Here is an 18,905-nt window from a genome sequence, read left to right as displayed (position 1 = left end):
TTAAGTATTTTCGACTTTTGAATAAACTAAAGGGCTGTTTTTCGATTCATAACTGCCCGCCAAATCAAGCCTATCCCCCGAAAAAAGCTGATAATTAACAACCAAAGGGATTGTAATTCTCCCGCCGTATTTTTCAGTGGCCAGCGCTGGGGACGACAGAATAGAAAAGTAATTAATTTTCTTTGCTCTGATAGGGTAAGTGGCTGGAATTTAAGAGTCGCTTGCCAGATTTTTCCTCGTTTTTCTAGATTGACTAGATGAGCAGATAAGCGCAAATCTTCGCCTAAAATATCTAGGAGTAATTTTTCTGAGTAGATGGGTTCCCCTAGGTGAATTTCTGCGCCTATTTCCGAAAGTTTTTTGAGATTGCCCTGTATAATTATATCCGATTCTGTGATCAAGTTAACGGGAGATTCCCGCGCTTGATATTGAGTTTCTAGGGTAAGGGGAGCTTCCAATAAAGCCACCAGAGCAGTCATGATAATAACCACGTTATATATAGCCAAAATCAAGCCAAAATTTATGGGACTTTCTTGATAATTGTGATGGTGTAAATTAAAGAAAATACTAATTAAAGTAATGGTGAAAAAAAACAGTAATGGGTAGGATAAGTGCCAATTATATTGATAATTTTGGCGAGCAATTCCCTTCGGTGTCACCTGAAATCCTTTGTCAAAGGGTTTCCAAAGAACATGGAGAACTGTTAGGGATGTTGGTACACAAATAATCATCGATAGTACCTCAGAAAAAACAATTGAGCGCGAGCGAAAATTTAACCAGTGATAAGTGGCTAACTGGATCATCATGTAGGGTAAAAATATATAGATTGTCTCATCAATGGTAATGTTCAAAGGTACGATATAACCAAAGGTATAAAGGAGAGGAATAAGCAGAGAAAATAAACGAGCTAAGGGAGAAAACCAAGATAAAAGTCCTTCTAAGTGTGCCAATCTTTGGGGTAGAGTTAATCCCGCAATTTTTAGGGGATTAGCTTTGATAAAAAAGGCCTGTAAAGTTCCCCTTGCCCAGCGCAATCTTTGCCGTAAATAAGCTGATAAACTTTCAGCAGATAAACCAGCACTGAGTTTTTCATTTAAGTAAATAACTTCATAACCTTTGGCAGAGATAGCAATCCCAGTAAAATAGTCTTCACTAATAGATTCTATATTAAAATATCCCACTTCCTCTAAGGCTTTTCTTCTGACAATAAAAGAAGTGCCAGCACAGACAGGACTACCCACCCCATCTTTAGCTGGTTGGATATGACGATAAAATAATTCTTCGTCGGGAGTAACGATATTTTCTAAACCTAAGTTATGGGCAATAGGATCGGCATTATAAAAGCTTTGGGGCGTTTGCACTAGGGCAATTTTGGGGTTTTGAAACCAGCCAACAGTTCTTTCTAGAAAGTTCTGACAAGGGATAAAATCTGCATCAAAAACTACCACTAATTCCCCTTGGGTTTGTCTGAGAGCATGGTTTAAATTACCTGCTTTAGCATTTTTTCTATCCTGACGAGTCAGATAATTACAATTTAATTTTTCTGCCAATTCATAAATTTCTGACCTCTGGGTATCATCGAGAATATAAATATTTTTATGGTGATAATTAAGGGCTTGACAACCGATAACAGTTCTTTTTAAAATGAACGCTGGCTCATTATAGGTGGGAATCAGAATATCTACCGTGGGCAAATACTGTTTATTGATCACTGCTTGGCTATAAAAATCAGCTTCTTTGCGTCTATCCTTCGTGGTTAAGACTAAAACTAACTGAATTATGCTAATACTTAAAACCATCATCTCAACGCCTAAAAGTAGTAAACTAAAAAAGCCATTGAGAGGAGTAGAAAGATTTAAGGTTTCCAGAATCCTCCAGAGTAGATAGCGCAGGGTGATAGCGAGAGTGATAGAAATAATGACTAATCTTGACCAAACTTGCGGACGCGGAGACAAGAAAATGATTAACTGCGTAGAAATTAGCAGGATAACCGTGGGTAATAATAATTGATAGCTATGAGCAACCGTGGGAACTTTGATCCAAGCAAAGGGGTTAAAAAAATCTTCTACTAAGCCAAGTAGTAATCGATAAATATTGTGTTCTGGCCAACATAATGATAAGCTGACCACCATTAACCCGCCGATCACTGCTAACATAATTAAGATAACTGATATTATCGCTAAAATCGGCTTGAATACGGAGGAATACACTGGTTTTTGAGGGAATGGAAAAATCGATTCTTGGTTAGACATGAATCCTCTTCTGATCAAATAAATCTAACTACATTTTACAATTCTTAACAAAAACTAGGACATTTTTGGCAATGACAGGAGCGCTCTCCACCAAAATGCTAAATTTTGTATCAAACCCAAGATGAAACTAGCCAGAAAAAGTCTAGAAATAGTATACTCTGGTTAACCGTGAGGAAAAATTAATCTATGATAGCCGTCAAAATCGCCGTTGTTAGCGCTCTCGTTTTAGTTGTGGTCAAATTCGTCGCCTCTGTTCTAGGCAAAGGCAATATACCCCTACTTAATCAGGCTGTCACCGTGATTTTAAGCCTTTTTATCGGTTTTGAGTTGATTCAACTAGGACAAGCGGTGATTGAAAAGATTAATTAAGGGCTAAACGGGCCAGATAGAAGCTAGTAATAGTTTTAGCATCGATCGATTCTCCCCGAGCGATCGCCGATTCCATTTCCTCAAAACTCATAAAAACCACTTCGATATCTTCATCGGCATCTTGAGCGGGGGGCAAGCTTAATTTTTCCAGATCCCGGGCCAGAAAAGCATAGATATATTCATCGGAATAACCCGGTGCCAGGGCAAATTTACCTAAAGATTGCCAATTATGCGCCCGATAGCCCGCTTCTTCCTCTAATTCTCGTTTTACCGTTGTAGCGGGGTCTTCTCCTTCATCAATCGTCCCGGCGGGAAATTCCAGAATTCGAGCTTGCAAACTAAATCGATACTGACGTACTAAAACTAATTGACCTTCCTTGGTGATTGGAACTGCTAAAGCACCCCCCGGATGACGGACACATTCCCATTCTCCCTCGACACCGTTAGGTAAACGCAGTTTCGAGACTTCAAATTGAAAGACGCGACCCTGATAAAAAAGACGTTGTTGGAGAAATTGAGGCGGTTCAGACATAGAAAATTTGCAACTAGGACTTTAAGAATTAATATCAACAAATGTCACCTTTGTCACCGGTGTTTCAGGTTATAATGGGAAATGCTGTCTTTACAGGTTAAATCTTTTTCGAGAAACCCCATGGCAAAAAAATCGATGGTAGAACGCGAGAAAAAACGCGCTCGTCTCAGACAAAAATACGAAGCTAAAAGAGCGGAACTAAAAGAACAATTCCGCACCGCCGAAGATTTTGAAGAAAAACTGGCAATTCACCAAAAATTACAGGAATTACCCCGCAATAGCGCTCCCAGTCGTCACCGCAACCGTTGTTTAACGACCGGCAGACCGAGAGGATACTATCGCGATTTTGGTTTATCCCGCAACGTTTTACGCGAATGGGCCCACCAAGGTCTTTTACCCGGTGTGGTCAAGTCTAGCTGGTAGTCAGAAACAATATCTAGGGAAAATACCGGGATAGAGGCGTTTTTTTTACGTCTCTATTGCTGTTTTTAGGTAGGGTTTGCGGCAAAAAGTACGGGCGAAGCATTCGGATAGAAAATCTACGGTTTCACCGATAGGTTATTGCCCGAATGCTTCGCCCCTACAGGACGCGATCGCCGCTCAAGATGCCAGGTTTTGAAGCACGATTCTCTCAAAATCTTGCACCTGTTTCGCCAGAAAAGCCACAAAACCCTTACCTTGCCTACATTTCACATTTATTCAGCAAGCCCTAAACAAAAACTCTCGATCGAGCGATCGAGAGTTAACCATGAACAAAAAATTCACCTAGACTACAGTAGCAGCCTTACGGGCAGCGGCGGCCTCATCGGGATGAATACCGAGACGGGTGAGATTGAGACGACCTTTACTATCGATCTCGCGTACCTTGACTAACACCTCATCCCCCACGGCCACTTCATCTTCGACCTTACCGACGCGTCCCTCGGCCAATTGGGAAATATGGATCATTCCCTCTTTCCCCGGCAAAACTTCCACAAAAGCGCCGATTTGGATAATGCGAGTCACGCGACCGAGATAAACCTCACCCTCATTGAGTTTGCGGGTCATATTGTAGATCAGTCGTTTAGCTTTTTCGGCCTGTTCCCCATCGGTGGAGGAAATAGTGACAGTACCATCGTCATCGATATCGATTTTCGTGCCGGTCTGTTCAGTAATCCCTTTAACCGTCTTACCACCCGGCCCGATTACTAACCCGATCAGATCCGGATCGATCTTGATCGTCAATAACCGGGGTGCGTGGGGAGATAATTCTGTGCGGGGTTTTTCTAGGGTCGCTAACATCTTCTCGAGGATATGTTTGCGGGCCGGTAAAGCTTGTTCGATCGCCTTGGCCACCACTTCCATGGTTAAACCGGGGATTTTCATATCCATCTGGAGAGCGGTGATGCCGGAATCAGTGCCAGCCACCTTAAAGTCCATATCTCCCAGAAAATCCTCGATACCTTGGATATCGGTCAAAATCCGCACTTCTTCCCCTTCTTTAATTAAACCCATGGCCGCACCGCTAACGGGTTTTTTCAGGGGAACACCGGCATCCATCAGCGCCAGGGTAGAACCGCACACGGAACCCATGGAGGTGGAACCATTAGAAGAGAGGACTTCCGACACCACCCGCAGCACATAGGGAAATTCCTCCTGGGGGGGGAGGACAGGTACGATCGCCCTTTCCGCTAAAGCACCGTGACCGATTTCTCGACGGCCGGGAGAACGCATGGGACGGGTTTCACCGACGGAAAAGGGTGGGAAATTGTAGTGATGAAGATAGCGTTTTTCATCTTCGGGATGGAGATCGTCCCCTAAATCCTGAGCATCACCGGGGGTGCCAAGGGTGGCGATCGAAAGCACTTGGGTTAAACCGCGATTAAACAAACCGCTACCGTGAACCCGACGGGGTAAAACTCCTACCCGGCAAGAAATCGGCCGTACTTCGTCCAGTTTGCGACCATCAACCCGCACCCCATCCTCGATAATTTGGGCGCGCATCAGTTTTTTGGTCAGATCCTTGAAGAGATTACCGATTAACTTCGGCTCTTCCAGCGTTGGAGATTTTAAGGGATCTTCATCGGGGAGAGCGGTTATAGTTTCCTTGATCCGATTTTCGATCGCCTCTAATTTCTCATCCCGTTCGGTTTTGCTAAGGGTAAACTGGCAGAGAATCTGTTTAATTTCCTCTTTAGCTTGTTCTTTCAGGAAATTCTGCACGGTTTCGCTTACTGCCGGCGCTTCCCGGGTGACGAGGGGAATACCCAACTGATCGATCAATTCCCGTTGAGCGGTGATCAGGTCGCGCACTGCTTCATAACCAAAATCGATCGCCTCAATAATATCCCGTTCTGGTAACTGATTGGCTCCCGCTTCGATCATCACTACCCCTTCGGGACTACCGGCCACCACTAGATCCAATTCTCCGTTATGGATTTCCTTGTAGGTGGGATTGATGATAAATTCATCCCCCAGTAAACCGACGCGCACCGCTGCCATCGGTCCTTGGAAGGGAATACCTGCCAACAAAACCGCCACGGAGGCTCCAGTAACAGCCAAAACATCCGGGGGGACTTCCTCATCCATCGAGAGGGTCGTAGCGACTACTTGGATATCATCCCGCATCCAATTGGGGAATAGGGGACGCAGGGGGCGATCGATCAAACGACCGGTCAGAATTGCTTTTTCCGGGGGACGACCTTCACGACGCAAAAATCCTCCCGGGATGCGCCCTGCGGCGTATAATCTTTCTTCGTAATCAACGGTTAAGGGCAGGAAATCTACTCCTTCTCTGGCTTTGGCTGTGGTTGCTGTCACTAAAACCGCCGTTTCTCCCGATTGGATCAGAACACTACCGCCAGCTTGGGGGGCTAAAAGCCCTATTTTTAGTCGAATATCCCTGCCATCAAAGGATATTGACTTGTCAAACTCTTCCATGTAAAGCTATATTCCTTTCTTTCACTTTTCTCTGTGCTGTCGCCATCCTAGCATTTTTTGTCCCCCTTTCCGACAGGTTTAGTATTCAGTGATCAGTTATCAGTGATCAGTTATCAGTGATCAGTTATCAGCTTTTTTCTCCCTGCTTCCATCTCCGATCTCCCCACTTCCCCAATTTCCCACACCCCACACCCCACACCCCACTACACCCCACTTCCCCAATTTCCCACACCCCACACCCCACACCCCACACCCCAATTCCCTGCTTTTAAACAGGATTTAACATGACTTGCTCAAACCAGCCAAAAAATGATAGCTTCAGATATAGGAATAATCTGGTTAAGAAAAAAATGTCTTCCCTTGCCGCTTGCTGGCCCAAAAATATTTCTAAGTATTAGCAAAACTGACTTACTGTCAGCAGTTGAGCGGGATTTTTCCTAGCTCGAAGAACTCCAGACAAAGAAAATTAAGACAATTAAAAGGATTGCGTCTCTATTATCTCTCAGACGCTTTTAATCCAGAGAATTTGCGGGTTATCTTCCAATTAACCCTGTTTAACCCTATTTATTATCGATCATGGCTGAAAGTTATTTACTAGATAAACTGCAATCTGTAGAACAGACCTACAAAGAATTAACCCGTCGTCTAGCGGATCCCGATGTCACCAGTAATCCGGGTGAATTGCATCGTCTGGCCAAATCCCGCGCTTCCCTAGAGGAAACGGTCAACACCTACGAAATTTGGCAAAAAAGTCAAGAGGATTTAATCGGTGCGAAACAAATCTTCAAAGAATCCGCCAGCGATCCCGAACTACGGGAAATCGCCGCCCTAGAAGTGGCAGAATTAGAGGCAAAAATCGCCTCTTTGGAAGACCAATTAACCATTCTGCTGCTGCCCCGGGATCCCCTCGATGAAAAGAATATCATGCTGGAAATTCGCGCCGGGACTGGAGGTGATGAGGCCAGTATTTGGGCGGGGGATTTAGTGCGTTTGTACTCAAAATATGCCGAAACTCAAAACTGGAAAGTTAGCCTTTTGAGTGAATCTCCGGCGGATATGGGGGGATTTAAAGAGGCAATTTTAGAGATTAAAGGCGATAACGTCTATAGTAAGCTGAAATTTGAGGCGGGAGTCCATCGGGTGCAGCGGGTTCCTCTGACGGAAGCGAGTGGTCGTGTCCACACTTCCACCGCTACCGTGGCGATTATGCCGGAAGTGGACGATGTGGAAGTGCATATCGATCCCAAGGATATTGAGTTAACCACGGCTAGATCCGGGGGGGCAGGCGGTCAAAATGTCAATAAAGTGGAAACTGCGGTCGATTTAATCCATAAACCCACGGGAATCCGGGTTTTCTGCACCGAGGAGCGATCGCAATTGCAAAACCGGGAACGAGCTATGCAGATTCTCCGGGCGAAACTGTACGATATGAAGTTACAGGAACAACAGGAAGCGGTCAGTTCCATGCGACGCTCTCAGGTGGGAACCGGTTCGCGTTCGGAAAAAATTCGCACCTATAACTATAAGGATAATCGTCTCACCGATCATCGCTTAAATCAGAATTTTTCCCTCGATCGCATTTTAGACGGCGCCATCGAAGAGGTGATCCAATCTTGTATCGCCAAGGATCAACAGGGAAAACTGGCAGAATTAGCCGCTGCCCAAGAGACAGCTTAATCAGTGATCAGTGATCAGTTACCAGTGATCAGATTTTATTTTTCAGTGAATAGTATTGAGTGGCAAGTTCAGAGCTTTCTGTTCACTGATTACTGATTACTGGTTACTGTTTACTGTTCACAACAAAAAGCTCCCCACTCCCTGCACTTTCCCCACTGGTGGGGGTGAGTGCGGGTGGGGACTGATGCCGGTTAGTTCAACTCACGACTAATTCTAAGCTTCCACTAAACGAAAAGCCGCACCCAAACCGACAGCGATCTCATCGGGAGAAATTTTCCCATCATGGTTAATATCGATCGCATCAAATACCGCATCGGTTCCCGCCCATTCTTCCCGGGTGATGAAACCATCGCCATCATGGTCATAGACTCGGAAAATATCTTCGGCGGCGTGTTCTAGGGTTGACTGACCTTCCAACTGGGTTAAACGTTGAATCAGCAATTGTTCCAATAATTCTAAAGCTTTGGTAAAACCTTGAATACCTTCCGCTAGTTTTTCGGAAGCCATGGCATCTTCGGCGTGCATTTTCTCAAAAGTCGCTTGATCCATGGCAATTTTGACAATATCAAGGGTTGCGGCCTGATCTGGATCGAGCTTACGGGGTAAATCGGCTTCTGTCTCCTGCAATTGCTCGAGAAGTTTCGGAGAAATGGTTAAAAGATCACAACCAGCTAACTCGCAAATTTCGCCGATATTGCGGAAACTTGCCCCCATAACTTCGGTTTTATAACCAAACTTTTTATAGTAGTTATAGATCTGGGTAACGGATTGGACTCCGGGATCTTCAGCGCCAACGTAGTCTTTACCGGTTTCTTTTTTATACCAATCGAGAATCCGACCGACAAAGGGAGAAATTAAGGTGACTCCCGCCTCCGCACAGGCGATCGCCTGATGAAAACCGAATAATAGAGTTAAATTACAGTGAATTCCCTCTTTTTCGAGGACTTCTGCGGCTTTAATCCCTTCCCACGTCGAGGCAATTTTAATTAAGACTCTTTCTCTAGAGATACCCGCTTGTTCATACTGGGAAATGAGATAACGGGCCTTGTCGATGGTAGCTTGGGTATCGTAGGAAAGACGAGCATCTACTTCGGTCGAGACGCGGCCGGGGACGATTTGCAGGATTTGCAGACCAAAACCGATCGCTAGGCGATCAAAAGCTAATGTGGCCACATCTTCTGGGGTGGCCTGCTGCCCTAATTCTTTTCTGGCCGCTTGCAGGGTTTGATCGACAATCGGCCGATATGGGGGCATTTGGGCCGCAGCCGTGATCAGGGAGGGGTTAGTGGTGGTATCTTGGGGGGTAAAAGCTTCGATCGCTTGGATATCGCCGGTATCGGCAACAACCACTGTAAATTGGCGTAATTGTTCTAGTAGGGTTTTAGCCATAACTTCTCCAGATGCGTGTTAACGCAAGACTTTATCTGGATCTTAGCGATTCGATCGAGAGGCAGGGGAAAATTCCCGATTGATTTAATTCCCAAGCACAGACCTGGCCAAAGTAAGGATGAGCCGGGGAATCTTTTGGCGACTCCTTGCCCAAAGTCCTTTATTTGTGATAGTATTAGTGATTGTGTCGATTTAATAAAACGGAGTTTATGCCCAAGCTAAAAACGCGAAAGGCGGCGGCCAAACGATTTGAGGCCACGGGAAGCGGCAAAAAAATCAAACGTCGCAAAGCCTTCAAAAATCATCTACTCGATCATAAGAGTGCCGAACGCAAGCGCCGTCGTTTGTCCCAGATTACCCTAGTGGACGAGCGCGACGAGAAGGAAGTGCGCTTAATGTTGCCCTATTTGTAAATTTTCCAGAAAAATCGTCTAAAGGATTATCATGTCTAGAGTAAAACGGGGGAATGTCGCCCGCAAGCGACGCAAAAAAATTCTCAAATTAGCCAAGGGTTTTCGCGGTTCTCACTCTCGCTTATTCCGTACAGCTAACCAACAGGTAATGAAGGCGTTGCGGAATGCCTATAGAGACCGTCGCAAACGTAAACGCGATTTTCGTCGTCTTTGGATTACCCGCATTAACGCCGCTGCTCGTCAACAGGGCATCAGTTATAGCCAACTAACCGGACAATTAAAGAAAGCTAATATCCTCCTCAATCGGAAAATGTTGGCCCAATTAGCTGTCCTCGATCCCGTCGCTTTTGCTAAAGTGGTAGAAACAGCCAAAGGATAATTTAGCCCCGAGCATGACGGAAACTTGGCAAACGATTCAATTCCCCAGTTCAGAAAGTGCGATCGCTTTAGCGGGTCATCAAGAAGCTAACCTCAAATTGATAGCCAGGCAAACTGGGGCGAATTTAGTCCTCAGAGGCATGGAATTGCGGATTGCGGGGCAACCGACCCCCGTGGAGCGTGCCACAGCGATTGTACGCTCCTTAAGTATTTTATGGCAAGAGGCCAAGTTAATCGCCGAAGCCGATATTATGACCGCTATCCATGCCCTCGATACGGGGCGTTCTAGCGAGTATAAAGAACTACAGCAGGATATTCTCGCTCGTACCCGTCGCGGGGAGCTAATTCGGGCAAAAACCTTCCGTCAGCGTCAATATATCCAAGCGATTCAAAGTCACGATATCACCTTTTGTATTGGACCTGCCGGCACGGGGAAAACCTTTTTAGCCGCCGTTTTAGCCGTACAAGCTTTATTAGAAGATAAAGTAGAACGGATTATCCTCACCCGGCCGGCCGTGGAAGCGGGGGAAAAATTAGGCTTTCTCCCGGGGGATTTACAGCAAAAAGTCGATCCTTTTTTGCGTCCCCTCTACGATGCTTTATACGAATTTATCGAAGCGGCCAAAATTCCCGACCTGATGGAACGGGGTAAAATCGAAATCGCACCCTTAGCTTATATGCGGGGACGAACCCTAGCTAATGCTTTTGTGATCGTTGATGAGGCCCAAAATACCACCCCAGCACAGTTAAAAATGGTCTTAACTCGCTTGGGATTCGGTTCGCGCATGGTAGTAACTGGAGATGTCACCCAAACCGATTTACCGCAACAACAGGAATCGGGGTTAATTGCCGCTCAAAACATCCTAAAATCAGTAGAAGGGATTGCTTTTTGTTACCTATCCCGGGCCGATGTGGTGCGTCATCCCTTAGTACAAAAAATCGTCTCAGCCTACGAACAGCACGAAAAATAACAGATTGTTGAGATAGTCCCACATCTACCATTGGGTTAGAAGTCATTATTGAGGAGACAGAATTCAGGAGTCAGCTTTTTTCTCCCCTCTCCCCACTACCCCACCCCCTGCTCATAGACAGTCTTAACAAGTAATTTAGATACACCAACAGCGGCTCAGTTATTAGTATTCTCCCCCATCATTTTTTTTCTGGTCTAAAAGATGATTATAGATCACACTTTTGAGAGATTGCCAAAAAGGAACTAATAAAGTACTCAGAAGTACAAAAACAGTAATCATACTATAGGAAAACATCGCCATTTGTCGGAAAAAAAGAGGATTTTCCGCGAGCGTTTGCCAGTCCTCCAAAGAATTGAACCAAAAGGGAATTGAAGCCAAAGCTACTGACAGAATATAAGCTGGAATAATTAATAAACTGGCAATAAACATCACTCCCACAATTCTCCAAGCCGAGTTTTTAGTTAAATGCCAACCTCTCTTGATTGCTTGCCAACTGCCTAAATTATCTTCAATTACTAAGGGCAATTCGGCAATGTAAATCCGAGCAGATAACCAAAGGAAGAAAAAAGCAAGACAGAAAGAAGCCAGTAAAATAAGCAATACACCAAGGATGGGGATAAAACTGACTAGCACCAGAGACAGCGTTATCGGCAAGATTATTGCCGCTCCCAACAAACCGATCAAAACCTGCATCCACCACAAGCGCCACATTTTAGGCTTAACTTTTTTTTCCGCTTGTCCGGCAGTTTCTGGCTGATAAATGATGTCTTGAAAAGCTAATCGTGAGATAACCGCATTATTGAAAAGATACTTAGCAGCCGAGAAAATTTGTATCGGGAAAATAAATAAACGTAAACCGATATCGCTGCCTTGTTCGGGGGTAATTGTTTGATAAAGTAATTGACTGAGAATTAATTGCAAAACTAAGGGGAGAAGCGACCACAAACAGGCGCGGACAGCAAAGAATACATAAGTTTGGAAGCGATCACGATAAAGACGGAAGGCAGTATTAATCGTATTGCCAATATTCAAAGGCTCGATGGAATTGTTAGTCACGGCGGGACTCCTTACAGAACGCCACCACTATATTAGGTTAAGTAACTAATAACAGCTAAAAACTTCCAATTTAATCAATATTTCCAGCTAAGACAACAATTTTGCTAAAGTGGTAGAAATTGGCCAACGATTCAATTCCCCAGTGGAGAAAGTGCGATCGCATTGATGATCTTAACTCCCTTCGGATTCAGTTCGCGCATGGTAGTAACCAGAGATGTCACCCAAACCGATTTAACGCAACCACAGGAATCGGGGTTAATTGCCGCTCAAAACATCCTAAAATCAGTAGAAGGGATCGCTTTTTCTTACCTATCGCGGGCCGATGTGGTACGTCATCCCTTAGTACAAAAAATCGTCTCAGCCTACGAACAGCACGAAAAATAACAGATTATGGATATTAAAAATGGTTTCGTCGATGCGGTGGGTAATACTCCCCTAATTCGTCTCAATAGTTTTAGCGAGGAAACCGGCTGCGAGATTCTCGGTAAGGCCGAATTTCTTAACCCCGGTGGTTCGGTCAAGGATCGGGCCGCTTTATATATTATTCAAGAAGCGGAAAAAGCCGGTACTCTGCAACCGGGGGGAACCGTTGTCGAAGGAACCGCCGGCAATACTGGCATCGGTTTGGCCCATATCTGCAATGCTAAAGGTTATAAATGCCTGATTATCATTCCCGATACCCAATCCCAAGAGAAAATCGACCTATTGAGAACCCTTGGCGCGGAAGTGCGTACTGTTCCCGCCGTTCCCTACCGAGATGCCAATAATTACGTTAAATTATCGGGGAGATTGGCCGGCGAGATGGAAAATGCTATCTGGGCTAATCAATTCGATAATCTCGCTAATCGTCGCGCTCACTACGAAACCACTGGCCGGGAAATCTGGGAACAAACCGACGGTAAAATTGATGCTTGGGTGGCTGCCACGGGAACCGGGGGAACCTACGCGGGGGTGGCGATGTTTTTAAAAGACCAAAATCCCCAGGTGCGTTGTGTGGTGGCCGATCCGATGGGTAGCGGTTTATATAGTTATGTGAAAACCGGGACAATTACCCTGGAAGGTAGTTCAATTACGGAAGGGATTGGTAATAGTCGTATTACCGCTAATATGGAAGGCGCACCCATAGATGATGCCATTCAAATTGATGATCCCACTGCCATTAAAGTTGTTTATCAACTATTACAAAAAGATGGTTTATTTATGGGGGGTTCTGTGGGTATTAATGTTGGTGCTGCGGTGGCTTTAGCTAAACAAATGGGGCCAGGCCACACCATCGTTACTGTTCTTTGTGATGGTGGGGCCCGTTATCAATCTCGTTTATATAATCCTCAATGGTTGGCTGAGAAAGGATTGGCTTAATCAGGAATTATCGGCTCATAAATTAGTGGAGATAATGGGAGGGGGAGGGCAACAATGAGGGAAGGCAGCAAGGGAAAATGAGGCACGATTTTGGGCAAGCAATTAAGACAAGATAGATAACAATACTGATAACTATCATTATTAGGAGAATCATTAGATGTCAGTTACTATTGAACAGGATCTCAAAGAAATTTTAGGTTCAATTAATCAGAAGTTGGATAATCTACAAAAAGATGTTATGGATATTAAAATAGTACAGGCGAGATTAGAGGAAAAATTCGATAGTTTAGAAAAAGATATTGAAGGAGTAAAAGAAGATACAAAAGAATTAAAAGGCTCTCAGAAAGCCCAGATTTGGACGTTAATCGGCATCTTGGGAACAGCTTTAATAGGAACAGTGATTCGCTATATTATTCTCCCTTTTACTCAATCATAATTAAGATAATGAATTTTGAACCGCCTTGTGCAACAGTGATTCCTCAAATTGCAGAAAATCCCTGTACGGGCGAAGCATTTGGGCATAACCTATCGCTGAAATCCTAGATTTTTTATCCGAATGCTTCGCCCCTACCTATCAATTCCCCATCTACCACGCTATGAATGAACAACGCACCCAATACCGTCTAAACTATGATTTTTTTTGATTGTTTGATTGACTATTATTTTTTTCGGCTATCGTCCCTGTGATAGAATTCTGATAATCTCCCCATTCAATCCCCTACCCCGACCAATGCTTGGGCTATGCTAGAATGGTGATAAAAACATAGAATCCTATGTAGTTTAATTAGTTGAAACTGAATCGAAGAAAGTTATGTTAACAGAGATCAATATTGGCACTTTCATAAAAAGCGATCCCAAAATTCATGGAGGTTGTCCTATTATCGCGGGAACTGCTGTTACTGTACGAAGAATAGTGATCTGGTATAAGTTAGGATATAGTCCTGAAGAAATTGCCGATGAAATCCCTCATCTTTCTTTGGCACAAGTTTATGCCGCTCTAACTTACTATCATACTAACAAAGAAACAATAGAAGCAGAAATTATAGCCGAAGCCGCCGAAGCAGATCGCATTGAAGCATTACAATAATAGTTTTGCCCAAATTTTTATTAAGGACGGGATGATCTTAAAAATATGCAATATCAAGTCAATCTCAAGCAATCAGAAGAGGGATATGCTGTTTGGTGTCCTAGTTTACCTGGCTGTGCTTCTCAAGGGATAACTAAAGAAGAAGCACTCAATAATATTCAAGATGCAATTCAGTCTTATTTAGAAGTTGCTGCGGAGTTGAATCAAGGGATCGAATCTTATTATGTAGAAGTTGAATTAAATCATGCCTAGTCTTGCTGTAATTAATCATCAACGAGCAATTAAAGCCTTTGAAAAAGCAGGATTTCAGATTGTTATACAGGGGAAACATATTACCATGACTGATGGAGAAAATATTCTCACTATTCCAAGGGCTAATCCAATCAATGCTTATACAATGGGAACAATTATTAAAGGTTCTGGATTAACTATTGAAGAATTTAAAAAACTTTTATAAAACAATCTCAACCTATGAACGAACAACGCACCTAATTCTGTCTAAATTATGATTTTTTTGATTGTTTGATTGACTAGGATTTTTTCGGTTATTATCCCTGTGATACAATTTTGATAATCTCCCCATTAAATCCCTGTAGGGGCGAAGCATTCGGATAGAAAATCTAGGGTTTCAGCGATAAGTTATTGCCCGAATGCTTCGCCCCTACCCCCGAACAATAACCTATCGCTAAAGATAACTGAATTAACCGCCACCATCCGCCACGCCATGAATGAACCCAAAAAACATCGACAATCTATTCGTTTAAAAGGCTATGATTATAGGCTTAATGGAGCTTATTATATAACAATTTGTTCTTATCAGAAGCAGTATCTATTTGGTGAAATTGTTGAAGGAAATATGGAGCGAAATTTACTTGGTGATACTGTTGAAGCAGTATGGTATAGACTGCCTCTACATTTTAATTTTATTGAACTAGATACTTTTATTGTCATGCCCAATCATATTCATGGAATTATAGTAATACAAAATCAAGCTCTGGAAAAGGCTGCACACGATTCGCAATATCCTCACGGTACAATGCCGGAATCTTTGGGGGCTATTGTGCAGAATTTTAAATCAATTTCTACTCGTAAAATCAATTTTTTATGTGGCGATCGCCTGAAAATTTGGCAGCGCAATTATTATGAACATATCATTCGCAATGAAAATTCTTATCAAAAAATCCGGCAATACATTCTTGATAATCCGCGAAATTGGGAACAAGACGAGAACAATCTGAATAAATTCAAACCAATGTAGGGGCAAATAACCTGTGGGGACAAATAACCTGCGGGGACGAATAACCTGTAGGGGCGAAGCATTCGGGCAATAACATATCGCTGAAACCATAAATTTCTTATCCGAATGCTTCGCCCCTACCCTGGGCAATAAACTAATAACCTTCGCCTATTATCCCTGTGATACAATTTTGATAATTTCCTCATTAAATCCCTGTACGGGCGAAGCATTCGTGCATAATCTATCACTGAAACCCTAGATTTTATATCCGAATGCTTCGCCCCTACCCCAGACAATAACCTTAGCCTATTATCCCTGTGATAAAATTACGATAATCTCCCCATTAAATCCCTGTACGGGCGAAGCATTCGTGCATAATCTATCACTGAAACCCTAAATTTTTTATCCGAATGCTTCGCCCCTACCCCAGACAATAACCTTAGCCTATCATCCCTGTGATAGAATTACGATAATCTCCCCATTCAATCCCTGTACGGGCGAAGCATTCGTGCATAATCTATCACTGAAACCCTAAATTTTCTATCCGAATGCTTCGCCCCTACCCATCAATTCCCCATCTGCCACGCCATGAATGAACAACGCACCCAAGCCTCCCTAAACCCGCAAGACTATCTCAATTTCTTGATGGAAACATTACAAAAAATCTCTGAAAATCCTAATCCTCAAGTTATTTATCCCTTCTGGGCGCAGAATCTTGATAAGTTAGATTATAATTTAGCGCAAATCCTAGACAGTTGGGCGAGAGAGACATTAACGAAAGTTAATTCAAAACAAGCTTATTCTATCGCTGCGGTTATTTTCTATTTCAGTGAATCAATCCAACAATTTCCCCTCGGTGACATCGCTGTCAACCAAGAAATTGCCATCACGGGTTATGAAATAGCCTTAACTATCTTCACTTTTGACGCATTTCCCCAGCAATGGGCAATGATACAGAATAATCTCGCTAGTGCTTACCTTGACAGAATCAGAGGGCAGAAAGCTGACAATTTAGAAATAGCGATCGCCGCTTGCCAGGAAGCCTTGAAAGTTTATACTTTTGACGCATTTCCCCAGCAATGGGCAAATACACAGAATAATCTGGCTATTGCTTACCTTTTCAGAATCAGAGGGGAGAGAGCCGAGAATTTAGAAAGGGCGATCACTGCTTGCCAGGAAGCCTTGAAAGTGTTAACTTTTGAGGCATTTCCCCAAGATTGGGCAATGACACAGAATGATCTCGCTGCTGCTTACGTTGATAGAATCAGAGGGGAGAGAGCCGAGAATTTAGAAAGGGCGATCACTGCTTGCCAGGAAGCCTTGAAAGTGTTAACTTTTGAGGCATTTCCCCAAAATTGGGCAATGACACAGAATAATCTCGCTGCTGCTTACGGTAATAGAATCAGAGGGGAGAAAGCTAAGAATTTAGAAAGGGCAATCGTCGCTTTAAATGAAGCCTTGAAAGTGAGGACTTTTGACGCATTTCCCCAAGATTGGGCAATGATACAGAATAATCTCGCTAGTGCTTACCTTGACAGAATCAGAGGGCAGAAAGCTGACAATTTAGAAATAGCGATCGCCGCTTACAATGAAGCTTTGAAAGTGAGAACTTTTGAGGCATTTCCCCAAGATTGGGCAATGACACAGAATAATCTCGCTAATGCTTACCTTGACAGAATCAAAGGGGATAAAGCTGAGAATTTAGAAAAGGCGATCGCCGCTTACCAAGAAGCTTTGAAAGTGAGAACTTTTGACGCTTTTCCCCAAAATTGGGCAAATACACAGAATAATCTCGCATTAGCTTACAGTGACAGAATCAGAGGGGATAAAGCTGACAATTTAGAAATGGCGATCACATCCTATCAGAATGCTTTAACAATCCGCACAAAAGAAGCTGATCCCCTTAATTGTTTACAAACCGCTCGTAATTTAGCTATTCTTCACTACAGCGAAGAGCAATGGCAACCTGCCACAGAAGCCTATAATACTGCCATTGAAGCGGTAGAAAATGCCCGCTTAGAAGCATTAAACCCCCAAAGTCGCCAAGAGGTTTTATCTAATGCTATTGGTGTTTTTCATCGCATTGTACAGGCGCATCTTAACCTCAATCAGCCTGAGAAGGCATTAGAATATATCGAACGCAGTAAAGGGCGTAATCTGGTGGAATTAATCACCCAGAAAAATCTACAACCCGAAGGCGTTAGTCAAGAAATTATCGCCCAATTAAATGAATTAAAACAACGAGTTTTTAATGAACAAATTCGCTTACACCATCAAAGCATTAACCAGAAGCTAATGCGTAGTGATAACCTAACTCCCTACGTTCAAGATCAAAGTTATTTGAAAGAATATCAACAAGACTTAGATAATTTTATTGCAAGAGAAATTAAAGATCCTCTCTTTAGCCTCACTCAAAAAGTTGAGCCGATCCCATTTACAGAAATTCAGGAATTAACTGATGCTGAAACTTGTCTCCTGCAATGGTACATTACAGGGGAGAAAATACTCGCTTTTGTCGTGTCTGCTGAGGGAGAGGTTAAAGTTTGGCAATCTTCCGAAGATGATAAAAATCAATTATTTGATACAATCAACAATTATCGACAGCTTTACTACTCCGAAAATCGCAAGCAAGAATGGAGAAATCAACTGTCTAACCTCCTACAGACTTTTGCTGATATTCTGCATATTAATGATATTCTTGCCCTGATTCCCGATACTTGTCAACGCTTAATTATTATCCCCCATTGGTTTCTGCATATCTTACCCTTACACGCCTTACCTGTTGATCCCCCCCAACTCTCCTTAAAAAGGGGGGAGTCGGCAACGGGGGGATCAGAATTACAAGATTTATTTCCGAAGGGTGTACAATATGCCCCCAGTTGTCAAATCTTGCAAAAAATCACCCAAACTTTTCACCATTCCGACTTTAATAAACTTTTCGCAATTCAAAACCCCACCAAAGACTTATTTTACACCGATTTAGAAGTTAATATCCTCTCAACTTTCTTTACTGAACCTCAAGTTATCGCCCAAGATAACGCCACTAAAAACGCTGTTCTTCCCCATCTCAAATCCTCAGATAACCACTGCTATCACTTCTCCTGTCATGGAAGCTTTAACCCCGATAATGGCTCTTCTGGTTTTCGTGTGTTAATTTTTGTTATGAATTAAAGCAAGCAAACAGCTTAAGTCGAAGATGTTGAAAATTGGTAAATCCATAACTCATTCTTTTAATAAGCTTTATTTTGGTATTCATTCCCTCAATT

20 protein-coding genes and 1 pseudogene are annotated in these 18,905 nt (G+C 43.2%); 15 read left to right on the top strand and 6 right to left on the bottom strand.

Annotated elements, in window-relative coordinates:
- Positions 1 to 26 precede the first annotated feature (26 nt).
- Entirely contained in the window at positions 27 to 2,252 is a 2,226-nt protein-coding gene (locus IM485_RS04120; RefSeq protein WP_104396371.1) for a glycosyltransferase, read from the bottom strand.
- A 186-nt stretch (positions 2,253 to 2,438) separates the two neighbouring features.
- Here IM485_RS04120 and IM485_RS04115 point away from each other — a divergent pair, with 186 nt between their 5' ends.
- On the top strand, positions 2,439 to 2,621 hold the full coding sequence (locus IM485_RS04115) for a hypothetical protein (protein WP_002769951.1): 183 nt from the start codon (positions 2,439 to 2,441) through the stop codon (positions 2,619 to 2,621).
- Here IM485_RS04115 and IM485_RS04110 read toward each other — a convergent pair.
- Complete coding sequence (locus IM485_RS04110; protein WP_104396370.1) at positions 2,614 to 3,153, bottom strand: NUDIX hydrolase; 540 nt, start codon at positions 3,151 to 3,153, stop codon at positions 2,614 to 2,616. The genes IM485_RS04115 and IM485_RS04110 overlap by 8 nt on opposite strands.
- Positions 3,154 to 3,273: 120 nt before the next feature.
- Here IM485_RS04110 and rpsN point away from each other — a divergent pair, with 120 nt between their 5' ends.
- On the top strand, positions 3,274 to 3,576 hold the full coding sequence (rpsN, locus tag IM485_RS04105; RefSeq protein ID WP_002740009.1) for a 30S ribosomal protein S14: 303 nt from the start codon (positions 3,274 to 3,276) through the stop codon (positions 3,574 to 3,576).
- 342 nt (positions 3,577 to 3,918) lie between these two features.
- Here the strand turns inward: rpsN and IM485_RS04100 are convergent, their stop codons facing one another.
- Entirely contained in the window at positions 3,919 to 6,072 is a 2,154-nt protein-coding gene (locus IM485_RS04100) for a polyribonucleotide nucleotidyltransferase (RefSeq protein WP_104396369.1), read from the bottom strand.
- Positions 6,073 to 6,188: 116 nt separating this feature from the next.
- Between IM485_RS04100 and IM485_RS04095 the strand changes: the two genes are divergently transcribed.
- Both IM485_RS04095 and prfA read left to right on the top strand, forming a co-directional pair.
- Complete coding sequence (locus IM485_RS04095; protein WP_287741481.1) at positions 6,189 to 6,344, top strand: hypothetical protein; 156 nt, start codon at positions 6,189 to 6,191, stop codon at positions 6,342 to 6,344.
- Between the two features lie 304 nt (positions 6,345 to 6,648).
- Positions 6,649 to 7,749, top strand: a complete 1,101-nt coding sequence (gene prfA / locus IM485_RS04090; protein WP_194018438.1) for a peptide chain release factor 1 — start codon at positions 6,649 to 6,651, stop codon at positions 7,747 to 7,749.
- Positions 7,750 to 7,962: 213 nt separating this feature from the next.
- Here the strand turns inward: prfA and IM485_RS04085 are convergent, their stop codons facing one another.
- The gene (locus tag IM485_RS04085) at positions 7,963 to 9,138 is read right to left on the bottom strand and encodes a transaldolase (protein ID WP_104396367.1); all 1,176 of its coding nucleotides are present in this window, start codon (positions 9,136 to 9,138) and stop codon (positions 7,963 to 7,965) included.
- 209 nt (positions 9,139 to 9,347) lie between these two features.
- Here IM485_RS04085 and rpmI point away from each other — a divergent pair, with 209 nt between their 5' ends.
- The 3 genes from rpmI to IM485_RS04070 are packed head-to-tail and all read left to right on the top strand — an operon-like array spanning position 9,348 to position 10,900.
- A complete protein-coding gene (gene rpmI, locus IM485_RS04080) occupies positions 9,348 to 9,551 on the top strand; it encodes a 50S ribosomal protein L35 (protein WP_002740108.1) in 204 nt (67 codons plus the stop codon).
- A 31-nt stretch (positions 9,552 to 9,582) separates the two neighbouring features.
- Positions 9,583 to 9,930: a 50S ribosomal protein L20 gene (gene rplT, locus IM485_RS04075; protein WP_046661759.1), complete on the top strand. Its 348-nt coding sequence runs from the start codon at positions 9,583 to 9,585 to the stop codon at positions 9,928 to 9,930.
- A gap of 13 nt (positions 9,931 to 9,943) precedes the next feature.
- Positions 9,944 to 10,900 carry a PhoH family protein gene (locus IM485_RS04070; RefSeq protein WP_287741479.1) on the top strand — a complete coding sequence of 319 codons (957 nt, stop codon included), beginning with the start codon at positions 9,944 to 9,946 and terminating at the stop codon, positions 10,898 to 10,900.
- A 162-nt stretch (positions 10,901 to 11,062) separates the two neighbouring features.
- Here the strand turns inward: IM485_RS04070 and IM485_RS04065 are convergent, their stop codons facing one another.
- The gene (locus tag IM485_RS04065) at positions 11,063 to 11,956 is read right to left on the bottom strand and encodes a hypothetical protein (RefSeq protein ID WP_104396366.1); all 894 of its coding nucleotides are present in this window, start codon (positions 11,954 to 11,956) and stop codon (positions 11,063 to 11,065) included.
- 165 nt (positions 11,957 to 12,121) lie between these two features.
- Here IM485_RS04065 and IM485_RS04060 point away from each other — a divergent pair.
- From IM485_RS04060 to IM485_RS04025, 8 genes and pseudogenes are all read left to right on the top strand, one after another.
- Positions 12,122 to 12,340 (top strand): annotated as a pseudogene (locus IM485_RS04060) (PhoH family protein); the annotation flags it as partial.
- Positions 12,341 to 12,346: 6 nt separating this feature from the next.
- Positions 12,347 to 13,315 (top strand): cysteine synthase A, encoded by a 969-nt coding sequence (locus IM485_RS04055; protein ID WP_104396365.1) that lies wholly within the window; start codon positions 12,347 to 12,349, stop codon positions 13,313 to 13,315.
- 157 nt (positions 13,316 to 13,472) lie between these two features.
- On the top strand, positions 13,473 to 13,751 hold the full coding sequence (locus IM485_RS04050; protein WP_104396364.1) for a hemolysin XhlA family protein: 279 nt from the start codon (positions 13,473 to 13,475) through the stop codon (positions 13,749 to 13,751).
- Positions 13,752 to 14,126: 375 nt separating this feature from the next.
- On the top strand, positions 14,127 to 14,402 hold the full coding sequence (locus IM485_RS04045; protein WP_008203483.1) for a DUF433 domain-containing protein: 276 nt from the start codon (positions 14,127 to 14,129) through the stop codon (positions 14,400 to 14,402).
- A gap of 45 nt (positions 14,403 to 14,447) precedes the next feature.
- On the top strand, positions 14,448 to 14,654 hold the full coding sequence (locus IM485_RS04040) for a type II toxin-antitoxin system HicB family antitoxin (RefSeq protein WP_008203484.1): 207 nt from the start codon (positions 14,448 to 14,450) through the stop codon (positions 14,652 to 14,654).
- Positions 14,647 to 14,859: a type II toxin-antitoxin system HicA family toxin gene (locus IM485_RS04035; RefSeq protein ID WP_110545873.1), complete on the top strand. Its 213-nt coding sequence runs from the start codon at positions 14,647 to 14,649 to the stop codon at positions 14,857 to 14,859. The genes IM485_RS04040 and IM485_RS04035 overlap by 8 nt, the downstream gene beginning before the upstream one ends.
- Positions 14,860 to 15,126: 267 nt before the next feature.
- A complete protein-coding gene (locus tag IM485_RS04030) occupies positions 15,127 to 15,660 on the top strand; it encodes a transposase (protein WP_287741474.1) in 534 nt (177 codons plus the stop codon).
- Between the two features lie 567 nt (positions 15,661 to 16,227).
- Positions 16,228 to 18,810 (top strand): CHAT domain-containing protein, encoded by a 2,583-nt coding sequence (locus tag IM485_RS04025; RefSeq protein ID WP_353845999.1) that lies wholly within the window; start codon positions 16,228 to 16,230, stop codon positions 18,808 to 18,810.
- Here the strand turns inward: IM485_RS04025 and IM485_RS04020 are convergent.
- On the bottom strand, positions 18,800 to 18,905 hold a 106-nt coding region (locus IM485_RS04020; RefSeq protein ID WP_287638279.1), incomplete at its 5' end, for a transposase. The genes IM485_RS04025 and IM485_RS04020 overlap by 11 nt on opposite strands.

Source organism: Microcystis sp. M169S2 (genome assembly GCF_020245865.1).
Classification (GTDB): Bacteria; Cyanobacteriota; Cyanobacteriia; order Cyanobacteriales; family Microcystaceae; genus Microcystis; species Microcystis ichthyoblabe_A.
This window is presented reverse-complemented; position numbering and strand designations above follow the sequence as displayed.

Excerpts from the sequence above, each read along its gene's own strand:
- IM485_RS04120 (WP_104396371.1), bottom strand. The coding sequence starts at position 2,252 with ATGTCTAACCAAGAATCGATTTTTCCATTCCCTCAAAAACCAGTGTAT.
- IM485_RS04115 (WP_002769951.1), top strand. The coding sequence starts at position 2,439 with ATGATAGCCGTCAAAATCGCCGTTGTTAGCGCTCTCGTTTTAGTTGTG.
- IM485_RS04110 (WP_104396370.1), bottom strand. The coding sequence starts at position 3,153 with ATGTCTGAACCGCCTCAATTTCTCCAACAACGTCTTTTTTATCAGGGT.
- rpsN (WP_002740009.1), top strand. The coding sequence starts at position 3,274 with ATGGCAAAAAAATCGATGGTAGAACGCGAGAAAAAACGCGCTCGTCTC.
- IM485_RS04100 (WP_104396369.1), bottom strand. The coding sequence starts at position 6,072 with ATGGAAGAGTTTGACAAGTCAATATCCTTTGATGGCAGGGATATTCGA.
- prfA (WP_194018438.1), top strand. The coding sequence starts at position 6,649 with ATGGCTGAAAGTTATTTACTAGATAAACTGCAATCTGTAGAACAGACC.
- IM485_RS04085 (WP_104396367.1), bottom strand. The coding sequence starts at position 9,138 with ATGGCTAAAACCCTACTAGAACAATTACGCCAATTTACAGTGGTTGTT.
- rpmI (WP_002740108.1), top strand. The coding sequence starts at position 9,348 with ATGCCCAAGCTAAAAACGCGAAAGGCGGCGGCCAAACGATTTGAGGCC.
- rplT (WP_046661759.1), top strand. The coding sequence starts at position 9,583 with ATGTCTAGAGTAAAACGGGGGAATGTCGCCCGCAAGCGACGCAAAAAA.
- IM485_RS04070 (WP_287741479.1), top strand. The coding sequence starts at position 9,944 with ATGACGGAAACTTGGCAAACGATTCAATTCCCCAGTTCAGAAAGTGCG.
- IM485_RS04055 (WP_104396365.1), top strand. The coding sequence starts at position 12,347 with ATGGATATTAAAAATGGTTTCGTCGATGCGGTGGGTAATACTCCCCTA.
- IM485_RS04050 (WP_104396364.1), top strand. The coding sequence starts at position 13,473 with ATGTCAGTTACTATTGAACAGGATCTCAAAGAAATTTTAGGTTCAATT.
- IM485_RS04045 (WP_008203483.1), top strand. The coding sequence starts at position 14,127 with ATGTTAACAGAGATCAATATTGGCACTTTCATAAAAAGCGATCCCAAA.
- IM485_RS04040 (WP_008203484.1), top strand. The coding sequence starts at position 14,448 with ATGCAATATCAAGTCAATCTCAAGCAATCAGAAGAGGGATATGCTGTT.
- IM485_RS04035 (WP_110545873.1), top strand. The coding sequence starts at position 14,647 with ATGCCTAGTCTTGCTGTAATTAATCATCAACGAGCAATTAAAGCCTTT.
- IM485_RS04030 (WP_287741474.1), top strand. The coding sequence starts at position 15,127 with ATGAATGAACCCAAAAAACATCGACAATCTATTCGTTTAAAAGGCTAT.
- IM485_RS04025 (WP_353845999.1), top strand. The coding sequence starts at position 16,228 with ATGAATGAACAACGCACCCAAGCCTCCCTAAACCCGCAAGACTATCTC.